The sequence below is a fragment of the Leekyejoonella antrihumi genome (assembly GCF_007845645.1).
Classification (GTDB): domain Bacteria; phylum Actinomycetota; class Actinomycetes; order Actinomycetales; family Dermatophilaceae; genus Leekyejoonella; species Leekyejoonella antrihumi.
In genome coordinates, this window is record NZ_VCQV01000044.1 from 16,659 (window position 1) to 35,643 (window position 18,985).

At 67.6% G+C, this 18,985-nt stretch carries 15 protein-coding genes; 10 read left to right on the plus strand and 5 right to left on the minus strand.

Going from position 1 to position 18,985, the window contains the following annotated elements; genetic code table 11:
- The first annotated feature begins 74 nt into the window (after positions 1 to 74).
- Positions 75 to 1,100, plus strand: coding sequence for an ATP-binding cassette domain-containing protein (locus tag FGL98_RS21705; RefSeq protein ID WP_246136688.1), 1,026 nt, complete (start codon positions 75 to 77; stop codon positions 1,098 to 1,100).
- Entirely contained in the window at positions 1,097 to 1,918 is an 822-nt protein-coding gene (locus FGL98_RS21710) for an ABC transporter permease (RefSeq protein ID WP_146320450.1), read from the plus strand. Before FGL98_RS21705 ends, FGL98_RS21710 begins: the two co-directional genes overlap by 4 nt.
- Here FGL98_RS21710 and FGL98_RS21715 read toward each other — a convergent pair.
- Both FGL98_RS21715 and FGL98_RS21720 read right to left on the minus strand, forming a co-directional pair.
- Positions 1,909 to 5,091 carry an ATP-binding protein gene (locus FGL98_RS21715; RefSeq protein ID WP_146320452.1) on the minus strand — a complete coding sequence of 1,061 codons (3,183 nt, stop codon included), beginning with the start codon at positions 5,089 to 5,091 and terminating at the stop codon, positions 1,909 to 1,911. The genes FGL98_RS21710 and FGL98_RS21715 overlap by 10 nt on opposite strands.
- A 65-nt stretch (positions 5,092 to 5,156) precedes the next feature.
- Entirely contained in the window at positions 5,157 to 7,151 is a 1,995-nt protein-coding gene (locus FGL98_RS21720) for an acyltransferase family protein (RefSeq protein ID WP_146320454.1), read from the minus strand.
- Between the two features lie 630 nt (positions 7,152 to 7,781).
- Between FGL98_RS21720 and FGL98_RS21725 the strand changes: the two genes are divergently transcribed.
- The 4 genes from FGL98_RS21725 (at position 7,782) to cimA (ending at position 12,751) form a co-directional block, all read left to right on the plus strand.
- The gene (locus FGL98_RS21725) at positions 7,782 to 8,855 is read left to right on the plus strand and encodes a 3-isopropylmalate dehydrogenase (protein WP_146320456.1); all 1,074 of its coding nucleotides are present in this window, start codon (positions 7,782 to 7,784) and stop codon (positions 8,853 to 8,855) included.
- Between the two features lie 62 nt (positions 8,856 to 8,917).
- The gene (locus FGL98_RS21730) at positions 8,918 to 10,018 is read left to right on the plus strand and encodes a branched-chain amino acid aminotransferase (protein WP_146320458.1); all 1,101 of its coding nucleotides are present in this window, start codon (positions 8,918 to 8,920) and stop codon (positions 10,016 to 10,018) included.
- Positions 10,019 to 10,025: 7 nt separating this feature from the next.
- A complete protein-coding gene (locus tag FGL98_RS21735; protein WP_146320476.1) occupies positions 10,026 to 10,832 on the plus strand; it encodes an HAD family hydrolase in 807 nt (268 codons plus the stop codon).
- Between the two features lie 338 nt (positions 10,833 to 11,170).
- On the plus strand, positions 11,171 to 12,751 hold the full coding sequence (gene cimA, locus FGL98_RS21740) for a citramalate synthase (RefSeq protein ID WP_146320478.1): 1,581 nt from the start codon (positions 11,171 to 11,173) through the stop codon (positions 12,749 to 12,751).
- A gap of 73 nt (positions 12,752 to 12,824) precedes the next feature.
- Here cimA and FGL98_RS21745 read toward each other — a convergent pair whose 3' ends face one another.
- Entirely contained in the window at positions 12,825 to 13,688 is an 864-nt protein-coding gene (locus tag FGL98_RS21745; protein WP_146320460.1) for a 3-methyladenine DNA glycosylase, read from the minus strand.
- A gap of 36 nt (positions 13,689 to 13,724) precedes the next feature.
- Between FGL98_RS21745 and FGL98_RS21750 the strand changes: the two genes are divergently transcribed.
- From FGL98_RS21750 to FGL98_RS21760, 3 genes are read left to right on the plus strand one after another with little or no spacing between them, the layout of a single operon-like run.
- Positions 13,725 to 14,510 (plus strand): fumarylacetoacetate hydrolase family protein, encoded by a 786-nt coding sequence (locus FGL98_RS21750; protein WP_146320462.1) that lies wholly within the window; start codon positions 13,725 to 13,727, stop codon positions 14,508 to 14,510.
- Positions 14,511 to 14,567: 57 nt separating this feature from the next.
- Positions 14,568 to 15,404, plus strand: a complete 837-nt coding sequence (gene murI / locus FGL98_RS21755) for a glutamate racemase (protein ID WP_146320464.1) — start codon at positions 14,568 to 14,570, stop codon at positions 15,402 to 15,404.
- Positions 15,401 to 16,189 carry an MBL fold metallo-hydrolase gene (locus FGL98_RS21760; protein ID WP_146320466.1) on the plus strand — a complete coding sequence of 263 codons (789 nt, stop codon included), beginning with the start codon at positions 15,401 to 15,403 and terminating at the stop codon, positions 16,187 to 16,189. The genes murI and FGL98_RS21760 overlap by 4 nt, the downstream gene beginning before the upstream one ends.
- Positions 16,190 to 16,194: 5 nt before the next feature.
- On the opposite strand, the gene FGL98_RS21765 is transcribed toward FGL98_RS21760, so the two are convergent.
- Positions 16,195 to 17,466, minus strand: a complete 1,272-nt coding sequence (locus FGL98_RS21765) for an MFS transporter (protein ID WP_186526306.1) — start codon at positions 17,464 to 17,466, stop codon at positions 16,195 to 16,197.
- Positions 17,467 to 17,603: 137 nt separating this feature from the next.
- On the opposite strand from FGL98_RS21765, the gene FGL98_RS21770 reads away from it, so the two are divergent.
- Positions 17,604 to 18,623, plus strand: a complete 1,020-nt coding sequence (locus tag FGL98_RS21770) for a S66 family peptidase (RefSeq protein ID WP_146320470.1) — start codon at positions 17,604 to 17,606, stop codon at positions 18,621 to 18,623.
- A 56-nt stretch (positions 18,624 to 18,679) separates the two neighbouring features.
- Here the strand turns inward: FGL98_RS21770 and FGL98_RS25560 are convergent, their stop codons facing one another.
- Positions 18,680 to 18,838 carry a nucleotidyltransferase domain-containing protein gene (locus FGL98_RS25560; protein WP_186526307.1) on the minus strand — a complete coding sequence of 53 codons (159 nt, stop codon included), beginning with the start codon at positions 18,836 to 18,838 and terminating at the stop codon, positions 18,680 to 18,682.
- Between the last annotated feature and the right edge of the window lie 147 nt (positions 18,839 to 18,985).

Consider the following 18,985-nt stretch of genomic DNA (forward strand, 5'->3'; position numbering starts at 1 on the left):
ACCAGTCTGTATGCGGCATGCTGCACTGTGCTCCTGTTGCACCACGGGGGTGCGGCGTGGAGTGGGAGGTAACCGTGAGCGACCTGGCAGTACACGCCAGAGGCCTGGTCAAGGAGTTCAAGGGCTCGGGTGGGGTCCGGGCCGTTGACGCAGTGGATCTGGAGGTTCGCCCCGGAGAGGTCTTCGGGGTGCTCGGGCCGAACGGCGCCGGCAAGACCACGATGCTGCGCATGCTCGCCACGCTGCTGCGGATCGATGACGGGGAGGCCACAATCTTCGGGGTCGACGTCAAGCGCAGTCCGCACCAGGTCCGGCAGTTGATCGGTGTCACCGGGCAGTACGCCTCGGTCGACGAGAAGCTCACGGCACGGGAGAACCTGCGCCTCTTCGGCCGGATCCACGGGCTGTCGAGCAAGCGGGCCGGTGCGACTGCGGTGGACCTGTTGGGGCGGTTCGACCTTGAAGATGCCGCCGACCGCACGATCGCCCAGTTCTCCGGTGGTATGCGGCGCCGGCTCGACCTGGCGGCCAGCCTGATCTCCCAGCCGCCCCTGATCTTCCTCGACGAGCCGACGACCGGGCTGGACCCCCGGACCCGAGGTCAGATGTGGGACACCGTGCGCGACCTGGTGCGCACCGGGTCGACGATCCTGTTGACGACGCAGTATCTGGACGAGGCGGACCAGCTCGCCGACCGCATTGCCGTCATCGACCGTGGCCGCAAGGTTGCCGAGGGCACCTCGGGGGAGCTCAAGGCATCCGTCGGCAACTCGACGCTGGCGCTACGCCTGGCCGATCCGGACAGGCTTGACGAGGCGGCACGGTTGGTGGCCAGGACGGTCGGCCGCACCGCCGGCCGGACGCCGGAGTCGGGGCGGCTCACCGTCCCGCTCGATCGCGCTGACGAGGCGGCGGATGTGCTGATCGCGCTGCGCGAGACGGAGATCGGAGTCGTGCAGGTCTCCGTGGAGGAGCCCACACTCGACGAGGCGTTCCTGGCGCTGACCGGTGAGCACGCCCATGACAAGGACGATCCCGGGCGGTCCAACTCGTCCATGAGCGAGACCGACCTGACCAACGAGATGGAGGCAAGCCGATGACCAGCATCACCGCGACGACCGGCACGGTCGACGTCGGCAGCCTGCGCGGGCACGTCAGCCCGCTGGACACTCTGCGCCAGACGATATTGATGGCGGGTCGCGCGTTGCAGAAGATGCGGCGCAACCCAGAGCAGTTCTTTGACGCGATCGTCCAACCGCTCCTGTTCACACCGATGTTCGGCTTCATCTTCGGCGGGGCGATCGCCGGGAGCGTGACGAAGTATCTGCCCCTGCTCATCCCGGGCATCCTCGTCCAGACCGCGCTGACCACCTGCATGGCGACGGGTGTCACGCTGCGAGAAGACATGGAGAAGGGAGTCTTCGACCGGTTCAAGTCCTTGCCGATGTCACGACTGGCACCGCTGGCGGGTCCGGCGCTGGCGGACTGCCTGCGCTACGTCATCGCGACGACGCTGACCCTGATCGTCGGCCTGGCAATGGGCTACCGTCCCGGCGGGGGCGTGCTCGGTGTCCTGGCTGCGGGCGTGCTGGTGGTCGTCGCGGCCTGGTCGCTGGCGTGGATCTTCACCTTCCTCGGCACGGTCATGAAGTCGGCGCAGGGCCTGCAGGGGGTGTCGATGATGATCATGTTCCCGTTGACGTTCCTGTCCAACGCCTACGTGCCGGTCACGTCCCTGCCGGGCTGGTTGCAGAGCTTCGTCAACGTCAACCCGGTGTCCCACATCGTGTCGGCCATCCGGTCGCTGGCCAATGACGGCGCTATCAACGGGCAGGTGGGCTGGGCCATGGTCGGCTGCGCTGCCGTCGTCGCGATCTTCATGCCACTGGCCGTCCGCGGCTACCGGCGTCAGGCCTGATCGAGAGCCTCGAGCAGGCGCACACCTTCGGGCACGCGCTCATCGAGCGGTAGCTCGGCATACGACTCCACTGCGGAGTCGTATGCCGACCCTGCTGTCTCACGGGCAAACTCGGCGGACCACTCCCGAGACATGGACGGCTGGTACCGCGGGTACTGCATGGTGTCGGCGAGCACGACCATTGCGGCGCCGATGCGGGCACCGGTTTGCGAGCCGGCTCGCAGCCGGGCCAGGCCGATCGCGAGCAGGCCCATGCCGAATACCGGCAGGTCGAGGGTGAACGGGTTCGGCGGCAGTACTCTGGCTCGTTCGCCCAATGCCTGCAGTTTGCTCCGAAGGGTGCGCTCCAGCCCCGCGACCTCCGGGAGGTGGTCGTAGCGCGCATGGGCAATCAGCGTCTGAGCCTCTGTTGAGAGGCTCCACGGCTCCAGGCCGGGCGGGTCGGTCACGATCACGTTGCCCACAGTCGCGCTCAGTCGGTCGAGCAGGCGCCGCCACCGGCGGAGCCCACCGGGGACGTCGCCGCGCACGAGGTCGAGCTCTGCGCGCACTCGAAGGTCGTCGTTGACGTTCGGTCCAAAGGGGTTCTCGACAGTAGCCTTTCCGGCGTGTTCGAGCTCGGCCTCGGCACTGGGGACATCCCCCCGGCTGAGCGCCGCGAGGGCGATGCTCCACCGCAGCACCTGCACGTCGGACGTGGCGCCGATTCGTTCGAGGACGGGGATTGCGGATCGCAGGTATCGCTCGCCCTCGTCGAGCCGACCCGTCTGCAGATAGAGCTCTCCGATGCGGCTGCGCACCAGAGCCTGCTGCCACAGGCCCTGCCGCGCGGTCTCGCCGGCCAGGAGCCTTTCCGACTCTGCCAGGGCCTTGTCGGGTTGCCCGTCGTTCTCCCACACCTGGCCGACGATCACCGACGTGGCGGTGAGGAGGTGCTGGTGTTGGGAGTTTCGCAGCTCCGGGGGCAACGGTGCGCCCGGGACCATGAGTTGCGGGATGTGCGGCAAGAGCACGGCGAAGGCTCGGATCAGGTTGTCGGGCACGGCCTTCGGGAGTTTGCGGAGCGCCACCAGGGCACGTAGACCGCTGCGTTGCCCCATGATGATGTCGCTGGCGCACAGCACAAGCGCGCAGCGCACGATCTCGACCTGCGCGGGATCCGGCCGGAAGTGCGACAGCAGTGCGGCGACCTCGCCGCTGTAGGCCAGGGTGCGTGAGTGGTTCGACTCGACCGTCCAGAGGGCACCGAGCGCGCCGAACGTCGCCGCGGCCGCCAACTCGTCCTGATCCGTGATCGCCGTGCGCAGGGCCGCCACGAGGTTGTCCTGCTCGTCCCGAAGCCGGTCGATCACCGGGACGGGATCGGCGCCGAAGACCGGCTCGGCACAGGCCGCCCCGAAGGCCGTGGCCCACCGCTGGAACTGGGCACGCATGGCCCGGGCATCTCCCGACATCTCGAGCCGCGCGGCGCCGAACTCACGGACGGTCTCCAGCATGCGGTAGCGCGTGCCACCGGGTCGGTCCTCGACCTTCAGCAGGGACTGCTCGATGAGTGCGTCCAGGCTGTCCACCAGGCCATTCGGTCCGGTGGCATCACGGAGCAGCGCCTCGGCCGCGTCCAGCGTGAAGCCGTCGGGGAAGACCGACAGCGCAGCAAGGGTGGACTGCTCCGATGGTTTGAGCAGGTTCCAGCTCCAGTCGATGACGGCCTGCAGGGTGCGGTGTCGCTCGGGGGCATCACGAGGACCACCGCGCAGGAGGGCGAAGCGGTCACCCAGTCGCGCCGCGATCTGCGACACCGACATGACACGGGTGCGCGCGGCCGCCAGCTCGAGCGCGAGCGGAAGCCCGTCGAGGTGACCGCAGAGCGCCCGGACGACCTCCACGGGCAGGTCGACCCCCGGCCGTGCGGCCCGCGCGCGCTGGGTGAACAGGTCGATCGACATGGCCAGATCGAGCTCCGGCAGCAGATACACCGACTCGGAGGTGACACCGAGCGGCGCGCGACTGGTCGTGAGCACACGCAGGTTGGGCGAGAGCGAGATCAGGGAGCGCACCAGGTCGGCGACCCCGTCGACGACGTGCTCGCAGTTGTCGAGGACGAGCAGGCTCGGGCCGGGGCTGAGAGCTTCGATGATGCTGGACAGCACGTCTCGGGGCACGGTGACGTGCACGTTGGGGCGGATGCGTTGGTCGCGAACCCCCAGGGCCGACGCCACTTCTGCGGTGACCGCGTCCGATGAGGACACCCCTACAAGGGGCACGAACTGCACCTGCGGCTGGTCCGCCCGGTGGCTGACAAGATGCGCGAGCCGGGTCTTGCCGAGGCCTCCGGGACCCACGATGGAGGTGACGCGAGAGCTGCGGATCAGGTTGCCGACCGCGGTGAGATCCTCGTCGCGTCCGACCAACGAGTTGGGTTCGAAGGTGACGCCGGAGCGGATCTTCATCCGGCCACCGGTGAGCAGCTCCCGCTGCACCGCCTGCAGCTCGGGCCCGGGATCGGAGCCGAGGTCGTCTCGCAGGGAGCGTCGATAGGCCTCGTACCGGATGAGCGCCGCGGACGGACTGGTCGCGACCGCCTCCGAGCGCAGCAGCGCCGCGAGCAGCTGCTCCTCGCGAGGCCGGGCACCGACGAGATCGATGAGCAGTGGCAGCGCATCGTCGTGCCGACCCAGGCGGGAGAGGGACAACGCACGGACGCGGGCCAAGGCGGCATACGTGGACACCCGCTCACTGCGCAACACACTGAGCGGGTCGTCGCCGTCGTCGGCGGTGGGCGGCGCGTCATGCCACAGTGCCAGTCCGGACTCGGCGTGGGACAGTGCTGCGGCATGGTCGCCCTCGCGGGCGGCGCGATCGCAGGCGGCAACCTTGAGCACGGCGCAGGAGCTGTCGACCTCGTCCGCGGGCAGGCCGAGCCGGTAGCCGCTCGGCGTGTTGACGATCAGCTCGGGGCCCAGCTGGCTACGCCCTCGTGACACGAGCACCTGCAGTGCCTTGTTCGGGTGATCCGGCAGGGCTCGCGGCCAGAGCTGCTGAATCAGTCGCGACGTGCTGGCTCCTGTGCTCAGGTCGGCGGCCAGCGCGGCGAGCAGCTGCCGCAGCTGCGGACTGGCCACCGGCCGATCCTGGTAGGCAACCCGGGGCAGAAGCGTCAGTTGGGTGGCCACCGGTTCATCGTAACCATGGGGCACGTCACGCTGACGAGGACTTTCTCGCGGGAGGCCTGTCGCGCTCAGCCGACCGCCGCGGGGGAGGCCTTATTCTGGGCGTCCTCGCCGGTGACCTGGTTCAGCGTGGGCATGATCCACTTCCAGAAGAGCTTGGCGCCGGCCGTCGTGTAGTGCACCCCGTCGTCGCGGACCTTCACACCGTCCAGGTTCTCGGTGAACTTGCCGCCGGGGCACACGTGCTCGGCGACGTTGAAGATGTGCACCTGGTGCGGGTGCGCGGAGGCAAACCCGGCGAGGATCTTGTTCAACGCGGCGGCGCGCTGCGGAGAGTTGCGGCTCGGCGCCAGATTCTCGCCGCCCACCACATACTGGGGCTGGTTGTAGCACGGGACGTTGGGGATGACGACCTGCACGTTCGGGCCCAGCAGCTTCAGGCCCTGTTCCAGTCGGGAGCGGAAATAGGTCGCATAGGCCGGGCTCTGCTCCTTCATGACCTTGCCATTGATCACGTGATCGAAGACGTCCCAGCCGCCAAGTGACCAGACGACGGCCTGAGCCTTGGTCTGTTTGACGTAGGCGCTCCAGTTCTGGAAGGGATCGTTGCATTCCTGGTTCGCGCCGCCCGGCTGGGGCTTCCCGTTGAACGCGAGATACTGCACCGCCGTGCCACATCCGAGCATGGTGTGACCGGTCATGGCGGTGTTCGGGTAGTCGTGGCCCGGGAAGTTCAGGCCGACCGAGAAGCCCACTGAGTCACCCACGATGAGCACCCGCTGCTTGGCCTGGGTGTCACTGTTGCCGGTGTCCGCGGTGGTGCCCGTCTTGGCGTTGATCAGCGGGTTGGCCTGCACGGAGGAGGTCGCGACCAGGACGAGGATCGCGGTCAGGGGCAGCACGGCATACCCGGAGATGATGCCCACCGTGCGGCCGAACCAGCGCTTGAGGCCGTGCCGGCGGATCGGCTCCTCCAGCAGGTAGAACGAGACGGTGCCGAGGGCGAAGCTGACGGCGAACCGCACGACGAACAGCGGGATGCCGCTCAGGCTGGTGTGAGCCGGGCTGATCATCACGAAGATCGGCCAGTGCCAGAGGTAGAGGCCGTAGGAGATCTTGCCGACCCACGCGAGCGGCCGGTAGCCGAAGAGCTTTGCGACCGGTCCGTCCTGGTCCAGCTCGACGACGGCGATGACTGCGCAGGTCGCGAGGACGAAGACGAAGAAGCCGCCGCGATAGGTGAACGGGTTCGAGTCACTGATGAACAGGAAGAAGGCCACCATCGTCAGGGCGCCTGCCACCCCGACCGCGGTCACCTTGCGCAGGTCACGGGTCAGGCGACGACGGTCGGCCATGGAGATCCAGACCGCGAGCGCCGAGCCGAGCAGCAGGTCCTGGGCGCGGCAGTCGGTGCCGTAGTACATCCGGGACGGGTCCTGGCCGGGGGTGAACAGGTGGGCCATCCACAGCGCCGAGATGGCGGCCAGCGCGAACAGGATCCAGGGCAGCGCCCGCCGGTTGCGGGCGGTGACTCGCAGGAGGAAGCGCATGGTGAGCGGCAGGACGATGTAGAACTGCTCCTCGATCGCGAGAGTCCACATCTGCCGGTAGGGGGATGGATCGCCGAACGCCTGGAAGTAGGACTGGTCGGTCGAGATGAAGTGCCAGTTGGCGTAGTAGAACAAGGTGGCCAGGCCGTCGGAGCGCATGGTCGACATGGCGGTCTGGTCGACGACCAGCGGGCAGATCAGCGTGATGCCGATGACGACGGCGACCAACGCAGGCAGCAACCGGCGGGCCCGGCGGATGTAGAAGCTGGTGAGGTCGAGACTGCCCCACTTGCGGTGCTCCTTCAGCAGCAGCCCGGCGATGAGGTAGCCGGACAGGACGAAGAAGACATCGACACTGTAGAAGCCGCCCTGGGGCAGGCTGTTCGTGCCGTGGAAGACCATCACCAGCAAGATGGCGAGGGCTCGCACACCGTCCAGCGCCGGCCGGTGCTTCTTCACCGGACGGGAGGAGGCCTGCCTGTGGGTCAGGGGCCGGTTGGCATACGTCGTCACGAAGTGGCGGAGACCTTTGGCTCGACGGGAGTGCGATCGGGGTGGCCGCACGACTGTACTGGGCAGTAATCATAGAGGTCGCGGCAGGGTGCGGGTGGCAGGCAGAGCTGCCCGATTCGCGCAAGCAGACGTCTCATGATGTGGGAAACGGGTTTCGGACCGTGGACATCTCCTTCTACAGTTGAGGTCATGACGCGACGCTTTCTCATCCTTCGGCGCCGCGACGAGTCCTCTTAGGTCGGCAGCTCGTCGCGGAGACCCCGCGTTGCGCCGACCAGACTCACCCCGTTGAACCACTCGATCGTGTCGGCCGCTGCCGGCGCAGCGAAGGATTTGATCCCCATGACCGAAGAGCAGCTGGACGCACGTCGCGCACTGCAGGAGTCCATGGACCTGCGCGACTGACGCACTCCGAACTCACAGCAGGGCCCCGATCGTCTGGTCGGGGCCCTGCTGCATGTCCGGTGTTGGCGAAAAGTCCCGCTATAGCGTCGGAAGCGGCCACCACCGCGCGCTGAAGGTTGACCTTCATGTCGTGTGCGGTGCCATCCACTGCGATCGTGGAACCTCGGGCGTCCGTCTTCTGAGACTGAGATACCACATGTCAAGACGCCGTCCTACGCTGACGACATGACTTCCGGCACCAGCGGCGCGCCCGCATCCAGCGACAGCATCAACCTGGCCGTCATCGGAGGCGACGGCATCGGCCCCGAAGTCGTCGCCGAGGGGCTCAAGGTCCTGCAGGCCGTCTCCGGTGCCAAGGTCTCCACGACCGACTACGACCTGGGCGCCCGGCGCTGGCACCGCACCGGGGAGACGCTGCCCGACACGGTGCTCGAAGAGTTGCGGGGTCACGACGCGATCCTGCTCGGTGCCATCGGGGACCCGAGTGTGCCCAGCGGGGTGCTTGAGCGCCAGTTGCTGCTGCGCATCCGCTTCGAGCTGTACCACTACATCAACCTGCGCCCGGCGCGGCTGTTCCCCGGAGTGTCGACCCCGCTGGACGTCGCCAAGGTCGCACCGAACGGCATCGACTTCGTCGTCGTGCGCGAGGGCACCGAGGGCCCCTACACCGGCAACGGGGGAGCGCTGCGGGTCGGTACGCCGCACGAGCTGGCCACCGAGGTGAGCGTCAACACCCGATTCGGTGCCGAGCGGGCGGTGCGGGATGCCTTCGCCAGGGCACAGGCGCGGGAGCGCAAGCACCTCACCTTGATCCACAAGCACAACGTGCTGTCGTATGCGGGGCACCTGTGGCGCCGCACCGTGGAGGAGGTCGGCCAGGAGTTCCCCGAGGTGTCCACCGACTACGCGCACGTCGACGCCGCAACCATCTATCTGGTGCAGGACCCGAGCCGGTTCGACGTGATTGTCACCGACAATCTCTTCGGCGACATCGTGACCGATCTGGCCGCGGCGATCACCGGAGGCATCGGTCTGGCCGCCTCCGGCAACATCAACCCGGACCGCACGACCCCCAGCATGTTCGAGCCGGTGCACGGCTCCGCGCCGGACATCGCGGGCCAGAGCAAGGCCGACCCGACGGCGACGATTCTGTCGGTCGCGATGCTGCTCGCGCACCTGGGCCGCCACGACGAGGCGCGCCGGGTGGAGCACGCGGTCTCGGCCGACCTGGCCTCACGTGGCGACAAGGTGCGTTCGACGACGCAGGTGGGGGATGCGATTGCCGCTGGCGTAATCTGAGCGGTGATATCGATCACACCCAGATCGAGCCCTCAGCATCCCGCCACAGCCCAGGAGGAGAAATGGCGAACCCCCTGACCTTCACGGTGAATCAGCGTCCCGACCCAGTCAGTGACGAGGACCGTGCGGCGATTCTTGCCAAGCCGGGATTCGGCAAGTTCTTCACCGATCACATGGTGCAGATCACCTGGACGAAGGACGACGGCTGGCACGACGCCAAGGTCACGGCATACGGCCCGCTGCAGCTGGACCCGAGTGCCGCAGTCCTGCACTACGCGCAGGAGATCTTCGAAGGCATGAAGGCCTACCGGCACGCCGACGGTTCCGTGTGGACCTTCCGGCCCGAGGCCAACGCCGGACGGTTCGCCCGTAGTGCCGCGCGGCTCGCGCTGCCGCAGCTGCCGGAGGTCGACTTCCTGGCGTCGCTCAAGGCGCTCCTGCAGGTCGACCAGGCATGGGTGCCGGACGCCGGTGCCGGCGAGGAGAGCCTCTACCTGCGACCGTTCATGTTCGCCTCCGAGGCGTTCCTGGGGGTTCGTCCCGCGGCAAAGGTCACCTACTGCGTGATCGCCTCTCCGGCGGGAGCCTACTTCTCCGGCGGTCTCAAGCCCATCTCACTGTGGATCTCGAAACAGTTCTCCCGGGCCGGCATCGGCGGCACCGGTTCGGCGAAGTGCGGCGGCAACTATGCCGCCAGCCTCGCGGCGCAGACCGAGGCGTCCGAGCACGGCTGCGACCAGAGCGTCTTCCTGGACTCGATCGAGCAGAAGTGGATCGAAGAGCTCGGGGGGATGAACATCTTCCTGGTCTACAAGGACGGCCGCCTGGTGACTCCTGCACTGTCGGGGTCGATCCTCGAGGGAGTCACCCGCAAGTCGATCCTCGAGCTGGCCAAGGGCCTGGATCTACAGCCCGAGGAACGGCGCATCGACATCGACGAGTGGCGTCAGGGTGCCGAGTCCGGTGAGATCACCGAGGCTTTCGCCTGCGGCACGGCGGCAGTGGTGACCCCGGTGCACCGTCTGCTCTGGGATGGCGGCGAAGTCTCCTTCGGCCCCAGCGACGACGCCGGCCCGGTGGCAGGCAGGATTCGGCAGACTCTGCTGGACCTCCAGCTCGGCAAGGTCGACGACGAGTTGGGCTGGCTGACCCGGCTCGCCTGACGTCGTGATGAGCCGGCCACGGCTGGTGGCCAGCGACCTGGACGGGACGCTGCTGCACACTGACGGCACAGTCTCCGCGCGGACCGTTGCCGCCTGGCAGCGGCTCGATGCGATCGGCATTCAGTCCGTGCTCGTGACGGCGCGGCCACCGAGATGGCTGCACGGGCTGACCGATCTGGTCGGGCCGCACGGTGTGGCAATCTGCGCCAACGGCGCGTTCGTGTATGACGTGCGCCGACGGGTTGTGCTGCAACAGCACGGAATCGACCACCATCTCGTCCAGGAGCTGGTGTCAGACCTTCGCGCGGCCGTGCCGGATATCGGGCTGGCCGTCGAGCATGCCGGCGGGTTCTTTGCGGAGCCGCAGTATCCCGAGCTGCACCCGGAAGATGTGCCGATTGACGTGCTGGTCGCCCCGATCACCAAGCTGCCACGGACCCTGGTCGTCGGCAAGCTGCTCGCGCGCGGCACGGTGCTCGCTGAGGACGAGTTCCTCGAGCGGGTAGCGCAAGTGGTCGGTGACCGGGCCGTCGTCGCCTTCTCCGGGGTCGGGGGTCTGGCAGAGATATCGGCCGTGGGAGTGACCAAGGCTGCGGCGCTGCAGGACTGGTGTCGCGAGCTCGGCGTGGCTGCCTCGGACGTCTGGGCGTTCGGTGACATGCCGAACGACCTGCCGATGCTCGCCTGGGCCGGCACGGCCTACGCCGTGCGCAACGCACATCCGGATGTGCTGAAGGTGGCCGATCGGGTGTGCGCAGCCAATGACGACGACGGAGTGGCCGAGGTGATCGAGAGGCTGGCTCCGGTCCAATGATCCGCGGTTCGTGCATGAGCGCGCGTCACATGTTGAGACGGTGGTGCCATTTTGCGGACGGATGCGGCAGGGTGTGAGGCGTGATGCACTTCGGGTTCGCGGCTACCACCGCTGCGACGATTATCGACTAGCGCGTCGGACTTTCTGTCCGGCGCGCAACCTCCCGTTACCTCGGGAGGTTTTTTCGTTCCCGGGCAGCATCCCCGCCCGAGGCGAGCGGCGGACAGGCGTCAGCAGGACCCAGTGCCACAGCGGCCACACTCGGCCGGCCTGCAGGGTGCGTGATCTCCACCCTGCAGGCCGGGCCGACCGGATTCGAGCGAACGGGCAGGCATGCCATGACCGACTTCCATGTCTACGACACCACGCTGCGCGATGGCGCCCAGCAAGAGGGGCTCAACCTCTCGGTGGCCGACAAGCTGACCATTGCCCGCCACCTCGACGCGCTCGGTGTGGGCTACATCGAGGGCGGCTGGCCAGGGGCGAACCCGAAGGACACCGAGTTCTTCCGGCGCGCAGCGGGTGAGCTCGACCTGACCTGCGCAACCCTGGCCGCGTTCGGCTCGACCCGGCGCGCGGGTGCCGTCGCCGCGGAAGACCCGCAGGTGCGCGCACTGCTCGATGCTCAGACAACCGTTGTCACCCTCGTGGCCAAGTCGCACATCACGCACGTCACCGACGCGCTGCGCACAACCCTTGACGAGAACCTCGCCATGATCCACGACACCGTGAGCTTCCTGGCCGGGCAAGGGCGCACGGTATTCCTCGACGCCGAGCACTTCTTCGACGGTTTCGCGCTCGACCCCGGGTATGCGATGGAGGTCGTGCGCACGGCGTCGGAGGCCGGTGCGGCAGTGGTCGTGCTGTGCGATACCAACGGGGGAATGCTTCCACCGCAGGTCGGCGACGTCGTCGCCAAGGTGCTGACCGACTCGGACACTCTCCTGGGGATCCACTGTCACAATGACACCGGATGCGCGGTGGCCAACAGCCTCGCGGCGGTCGATGCGGGTGCGATGCACGTTCAGGGGACCGTCAACGGCTACGGCGAGCGCACCGGCAACGCCGACCTGGTCACTGTCGTCAGTAACCTGCAGCTGAAGCAGGGCCGTGCGGTCGTCGACCCCGAACGCCTGGCGAGGGCGCTGCATCTCAGCCATGCGATCAGCGAGGTCACCAATGTCGTGCCCTACAGTCGGCAGCCGTATGTGGGGGTGAGCGCCTTCGCGCACAAGGCAGGTCTGCACGCCAGCGCCCTCAAGGTGGACCCGGACCTCTATCAGCACACCGACCCGTCGTTGGTCGGCAACTCGATGCGGACGCTGGTCTCGGACATGGCGGGACGCGCGAGCATCGAGCTCAAGGCTCGCGAGCTGGGCTACGACCTGTCCGGCCGACCGGAGCTGGTGGCTCGGGTTGTCGCGCGGGTGAAGCGCCTGGAGCAGGAAGGGTGGACATTCGACGCGGCGGACGCGTCGTTCGAGTTGCTGCTGCGGGAGGAGGTGACAGGCGAGCGACCCAGCTACTTCGACACCGAGTCATGGCGCATCATCACCGAATCCCGGCCGGGCCAGGAGTCGGTGTCCGAGGCCACGGTCAAGCTCCACGCCGGTGGAGGGCGAGCGGTCGCCACCGGTGAGGGGAACGGCCCGGTCAACGCCCTGGACCATGCGCTGCGCGGCGCGCTCGCCACGGCATACCCCGAGCTGAACGACTTGGAGCTCATCGACTTTCGCGTGCGCATCCTCGACGCGGCGCACGGCACCGACGCCACGACGCGGGTGCTCATCGAGACGGGCGACGGTAGCGAGACCTGGCAGACGCTGGGAGTGGCACCCAACATCGTGCAGGCCAGCTGGACCGCACTGGTCGACTCGTTCACCTATGGCCTGCTGCGCCGCGGAGTCACGCCCCGCTGACGTGCCGAGAGGCATACAAGCCCATCGAGAGGCATACCAAATAGGTAGGCCGCTCGGCGGACAAGTATGCCTCTCAGCGGGGAAGGATCTGGTCACACACGTCGATCAGCCTGCGGCGCAGCGTGTTTGCTCGCTGGGAGAACTCCCGCTGCCGGCGCACATACTCGGCCTTGCCCTGGGCTGTCTCGATCCGGATCGGCTCATAGCCGAGCTCGCGCAGGTCGTAGGGCGCTGCGCGCATGTCGAGCCCACGGATCTCGCGAGCCAGGTCGAAGGCATCCATCGTCAGATCACTCGGCACGATCGGCGTCAGCTTGTAGCACCACTTGTAGACGTCCATGCCACCGTGCAGGCAGCCGGGCTGTTCCATGGCGACCTGCGTATCTCGTGTGGGTGCAACCGTATTCAGTGGACGGGCCGACTCGGTGAAGAACCGGAAGGCGTCGAAGTGCGAGCACTTCACGGTGTGCGAGCGAACCACGTCGTCGGTGCCGTCGTGGCCGAGTCGCAATGGCCAGTCGGAGTGCCGGACGCCGCCCTGCTGCGTGTCGTAGACCATCGCCCACTCGTGCAGCCCGAAGCAGCCGAGATGTGCCGGCCGGGCCAGCGTGGCGTGCAGCAGGTCGCGCACAAAGACGACGGTGTCGCTGCGCGCTGCGAGAAACGCCCCGACGTCGACGTATGCCGCGCCGTCGGCATCCGCATAGAACCTCCAGTCGGCGTGGCTGGGCGCCTCCGCCAGGCGCACACCCGCTCCCGGATGCCAGCGGCGCAGCGCGGCGGGGCGATGGGAGTAATAGGTGAAGAGAAAATCCTCCACCGGATGCGGGCGCCCATCGGCGCGGCGCCGCCGGTGCATCGACGTCGCCTGGTCCACGCGGGTCTGATGGGCCTGCTGCAGCGGCTGCCACTGCGCGGGGGAGAGCACTTGTGCCATGACCGCACCAGGCTAGACGACAGATAGGCTGACCCCGTGCGCATAGCGAGATATACGACGGGTGAGGACCCGACCTTCGGTCTGGTCGACGGTGCAGGCGAGAAGATCGCGGAGATCAGCGGCGACCCGCTATACACCAAGATCGAGCTGACCGGGACGACAACCACGGTCGATGAGGTGCGTCTGCTCGCGCCGGTCATTCCGCGATCCAAGGTGATCGGCATCGGCCGGAACTACGCCGAGCACGCCAAGGAGATGGGCAACGAGGCGCCGGCCAAGCCGCTGATGTTCCTGGTGCCCAATACGGCGGTGGCCGGCCCGAACGACCCGGTGGTCATGCCGCCTCAGTCCACGAGCGTGCACTACGAGGGCGAGTTGGCCGTGGTGATCGGGCGAATGTGCAAGGACATCTCGTCGGAGGAGGCCCGGAAGGTCGTCTTCGGATACACCTGCGCCAACGACGTCACCGCACGCGACCTGCAGCGCTCGGACGGGCAGTGGTCGCGGGCCAAGGGCTTCGACACGTTCTGCCCGCTCGGCCCGTGGATCGAGACCGACCTGGACGTCAGCGACCTGCGACTGGTCACCCGGCGTGACGGCGTGGTCGTGCAGGACGGGACGACGGCCGACATGATCCACGACGTGTGGACCCTGATCTCGCATGCGTCGCAGGCCTTCACCCTGCTGCCCGGCGATGTCATCCTGACCGGCACCCCGGCCGGGGTGGGTCCGGTCGAGCCGGGCCAGCGCGTCGAGGTGGAGATCCAGGACATCGGCACCCTCGCCAACACCTATGTGCGCCGCGGTCCAGACGAGGGGTGAGTGGACTCACATCGTTTCGATCTGGTAGGAGCGCACTGCCGCGCATACTCTGGTGCGGTGTCTGACGCACCGATCGGGATCTTCGACAGCGGGTATGGCGGGTTGACCGTCGCCCGCGCGGTGCTCGACCAGCTTCCGCACGAGTCGATCGCTTATCTCGGCGACACCGCCCGCGCACCCTACGGCCCGCGACCGATCGCCCAGACGCGGGAGTTCGCACTCGAATGCCTCGACCGTCTGGTAGATCACGGGGTGAAGGTCTTGGTGATTGCCTGCAACACCGCCAGCGCCGCAGTGCTGCACGACGCCCGCGAGCGGTACGACGTGCCTCTCGTGGAGGTGATCCGCCCGGCCGTGCGCCGTGCCGTGAGTGCGACCCGCAACGACCGGGTGGCGGTGATCTGCACGGAGGGAACCCACCAGTCCGGTGCCTACCCGGACGCGTTCGCCGCGGCGCCCCGACTCCAAGTGCTCAGCCAGCCGTGCCCGCGATTCGTGGAGTTCGTCGAGTCGGGTGTGACCGGTGGTGACGAGCTCATCGCGGTGGCGCGTGAGTACCTCCAGCCGCTGCGTGACGCGCAGGTCGACACGCTGGTCCTGGGGTGCACGCACTATCCGCTGCTTACCGGGGTGGTCTCCTACGTCATGGGCGACGGCGTCACCCTCGTCTCGTCCGCAGAGGAGACCGCGAAGGATGTCTATCGGGTGCTGGCCGATCGGCACGCCCTGCGGGACGGCGCGCTGCCCGAGCCGGGGCACTCGTTCACGACGACCGGCGACACCGAGGAGTTCCGTCGGCTCTCGCGTCGCTTCCTCGGCCTCGGGCCGGAGTTCGATCAGGTCTTCCAGCACGACTTCCATCACGTGGGAGTTCACGTGGGGGAGCGCGGATGAAACTCACCGTCGTCGGCTGTTCCGGGTCCTTCGCGGGCGCGGACTCACCGGCATCGTGTTACCTGGTGCGGGCCGAGCACGAGGGGCGCACCTGGAACCTGGTTGTCGACCTCGGCAATGGTGCGCTCGGTGCCCTGCAACGCCACCTCGACCTGGACGCGATCGACGCGATCGTGCTCAGCCACCTGCACCCGGACCACTGCCTCGACCTGTGCGGCCTGTTCGTGGTGCAGAAGTTCAACCCCGCGCGCGGTGGCATCCCGGCCCGGCGCATCCCGGTCTACGGTCCGGCCGACACGGCGGCCCGGATGTCTCGGGCGAACGGGGTGACGCTGCCGGAGTCCCAGAACCCGCGCGGGCTGGACCCGGAGTTCGACTTCCGCCGGATGGTCTCGGGAGTGCCGTTCACCCTGGGTCCGTTCACGGTGCGTCCGGGGCGAGTGAACCACCCGGTTGAGGCCTTTGGTATGCGGATCGAGGCCGACGGCACGGCTCTGTGCTACACCGGTGACACCGACTCGTGCCCGGCACTAGGCGTCCTGATGAGGGACACCGACCTGGTGCTCGTCGACTCGGCGTTCCAGGAGGGGCGGGACCGCGCGACCGGGATCCATCTGTCGGGACGGCGCGCGGCGCAGGCCGCAGTAGACGCCGGGGGAGTGCGGCGGCTGATGCTGACCCACATTCCGCCGTGGAACGACGTGCAGGTCAGCGTTGATGAGGCCAAGGCCGTCTGGCCCGGCGAGGTCGAGGTTGCCGCGGCCGGTATGACCTACGAGATCTGACCGGGTCAGGCGGCCTCCTGGCTGACGACCGTCGGTGCCTGCACCGTCGGCCTGGCCTCGAGGGTGCGAGTGCCACGCGCAACCAGCGGGAACATACCGGCGAACAGCAGCACCACGGCGCCCCCCAGGAGGATCGAATTCAGCCCGAACCTGTCGGTGAGCAGTCCGGCCAGGGCGTAGCCGATCGGCATGCCGATGAATGAGGTGAGGATGTCCCAGGAGCTGACCCGGGCCATCATGTCGTGTGGCACGTGGTCCTGGATCGCGGTCTCCCACTGGATGTTGAAGTAGATCATCCCGAGGAAGCCGAGCGCGGCCATGCTCATCACGACGAGCAGCTCGCTGGACCAGACGTAGCTGGAGATCCATAGCGGCATCGCGCACAGCGTGAGATAGCCCACCATCAAGGGACGCCGCGGCCGCAGCCGCATCGCGAGCAGGCTGCCGACGACACCACCGACTCCCTGGGCCGCCGCGATCAGCCCGAGTGCGTGCGCACCCCCGAGCTCGCGGAACGCGACGACTTGCACCACGACGACCAGGACACCGGTCGCGATGTGCAGCACGGCCGCGCTGAAGATGCCCCAGACCAGCCAGTCATTGGAGCGGACGGTCTGCCAGCCAACGACAAGGTCACTGCGAAAGCTGCGGCCTGTCGTGGTCTTGTGGCGCACGACTCGCACCCTGATCAACGACACGGCAACAGCGGAGGCGAGGAAGCTGACGGCATTGACCGCGAACCCGAACGGTGCCCCGATCAGGCCCACCAGCACGCCGGCGAGGACCGGCCCGACGACGTCGCTGCCGGTTGACAGGGCACTCAGCAAGGAGTTGGCCGACTTGCGCTGATCGGGCGCCACCACGATGGGTTTGACGGCGCGCATTGCCGGTCCGAAGAAGGCGCTGCCGGTGCCCATCACGACCATCAGCCCGCCCAGCAGCAGCAACGAGGTGTGATCGGTCGCGAACGCCATTGCCATCCCGCCGACGGCTGCGGCGCGGGTGAGATCCGCGGTGATCATCACCAGACGCGCCTCGAAGCGGTCCGCGAGCACCCCTCCTACGAGGGTCCACAGCATCTGTGCGGCGACCAGGACGGCGAGCAGGATGCCCAGCATGCTGACCGACCTGCCGGAGCCGAGGATGGCGACGGCGAGCGCGATCGGTTGGAACGTGCTTCCCAGCCAGGACAGGCCCTGACCCACCGCGAGCAGGTGGAAGTCATGGCCGAGACCACGAGTGGGTGTGCCCGTGGCCCCGGTGAGCGGTCCGGGCATGCAGGTCAACCTAGTTCGGAAACCTGCAACATGGGGTGTCAAAACCTTCTGGATTTGGTCAAGGTTTGCGGCCTTCAGTTCGATGCCGGGCGACATCTCGGATGCCCACCACGAGTCCCGCGTGGTCTCATGTCCTCATGCAGATTCGTTATCCCCGCCCGTTGCAGCCCGGCGACCGGATTGGGGTCACCGCACCGTCCGCCGGTGTGGCGCCGCGACACTGGGCACGACTGGAGTTCTGTGTCCAGTGGTTGCGTGATCGTGGCTTCGATGTAGTCGTCGGAGACTGCATCGAAGCCACCTCCCATGTGTCCGCCCCGAAGCAGCAGCGGGCGCACGAGCTGCAGGCGATGCTGACCGATCCGTCGATCGCTGCCGTGATTCCCCCGTGGGGTGGGGCCGGCACGACTCATGATCTGGTCGACCTGCTCGACTACGACGCGATCGCCGCCGCAGAGCCGACCTGGTGCGTCGGTTTCTCCGACACCTCCACCTGGCTGCTGCCGCTGACGCTGCGCACTGGGATGGCCACGATCCACGGGCAGAACCTGATGGACACGCCCTACGACAGCCCGGCGGGCATCCTGCCCTGGTGGCAGGTCGCGGCGGGACCGTCGTCGTTCACGCAGTACTCGCCGGGCCGCTACCGCACGCACTTCGACCCGTGGGAGACGGATCCGGCGATCACCGACTTCCCCCTTCCGAAGGCGGGCCGGTGGCGGATGCTTCGCGGCGGCGACCGGATCGAGGTGAGTGGCCGGCTGATCGGTGGGTGCATCGAGACCGTGGGCCTGCTGGCCGGCACCACCTACGGGGATGTCCGCACCTTTGGCAGGAACTTCGAAGGGGGGCTGCTGGTGTATGTCGAGGCGGCCGACGAGGAGGCCTTCACCATCTGCCGGTCCCTGCACGCGATGCGGCTGGCCGGCTGGTTCGACCACGCCAACGCGATTCTGGTGGGTCGCACCAGCGCGCCGGCCTCCGGCGGCTTCACCCAGCAGGATGCCGTCCTGGATGCCGTGGGCGACCTCGGGGTGCCCGTCATCATGGACATGGACTTCGGCCATGTCCCGCCCTACCTGTGCTTCGTCAACGGCGCAGTGGGGCATGTCGTGGTGGGCGGCGACCGGCAGGAGATCACGCAGACCTTCCGCTGAGGCGTAGGCCGGTGCCGAGATGCAGCGAAGACTGAACGAATCGAGGTCTTTCGTGATCAAGGGTCAGCTGTCCACAACGAGCTGCGCCACCTGCTGACCAGGGAATCGACGCCCCAGCCGCCCTCGACCCAGTGACGCACGTCGGCAAGATCCAGAGTCTCCAGAGCCTCGATGACCTCGACCGATTGCACACCGCCATTGTGTGCCACCGCCACCGCCAGAGGATCTCTACAGCGCCGCTGTGTTTTGTCAATTGGATGTCGGCCGTTTGAGCGCTAATTTTCCGGCCAGTTGAGCGGGGTTTCCTGCCGTTTGAGCGTTACGACTAGAACGGCGGGTTTTTGGGGTCGTCCGGGTGGGTG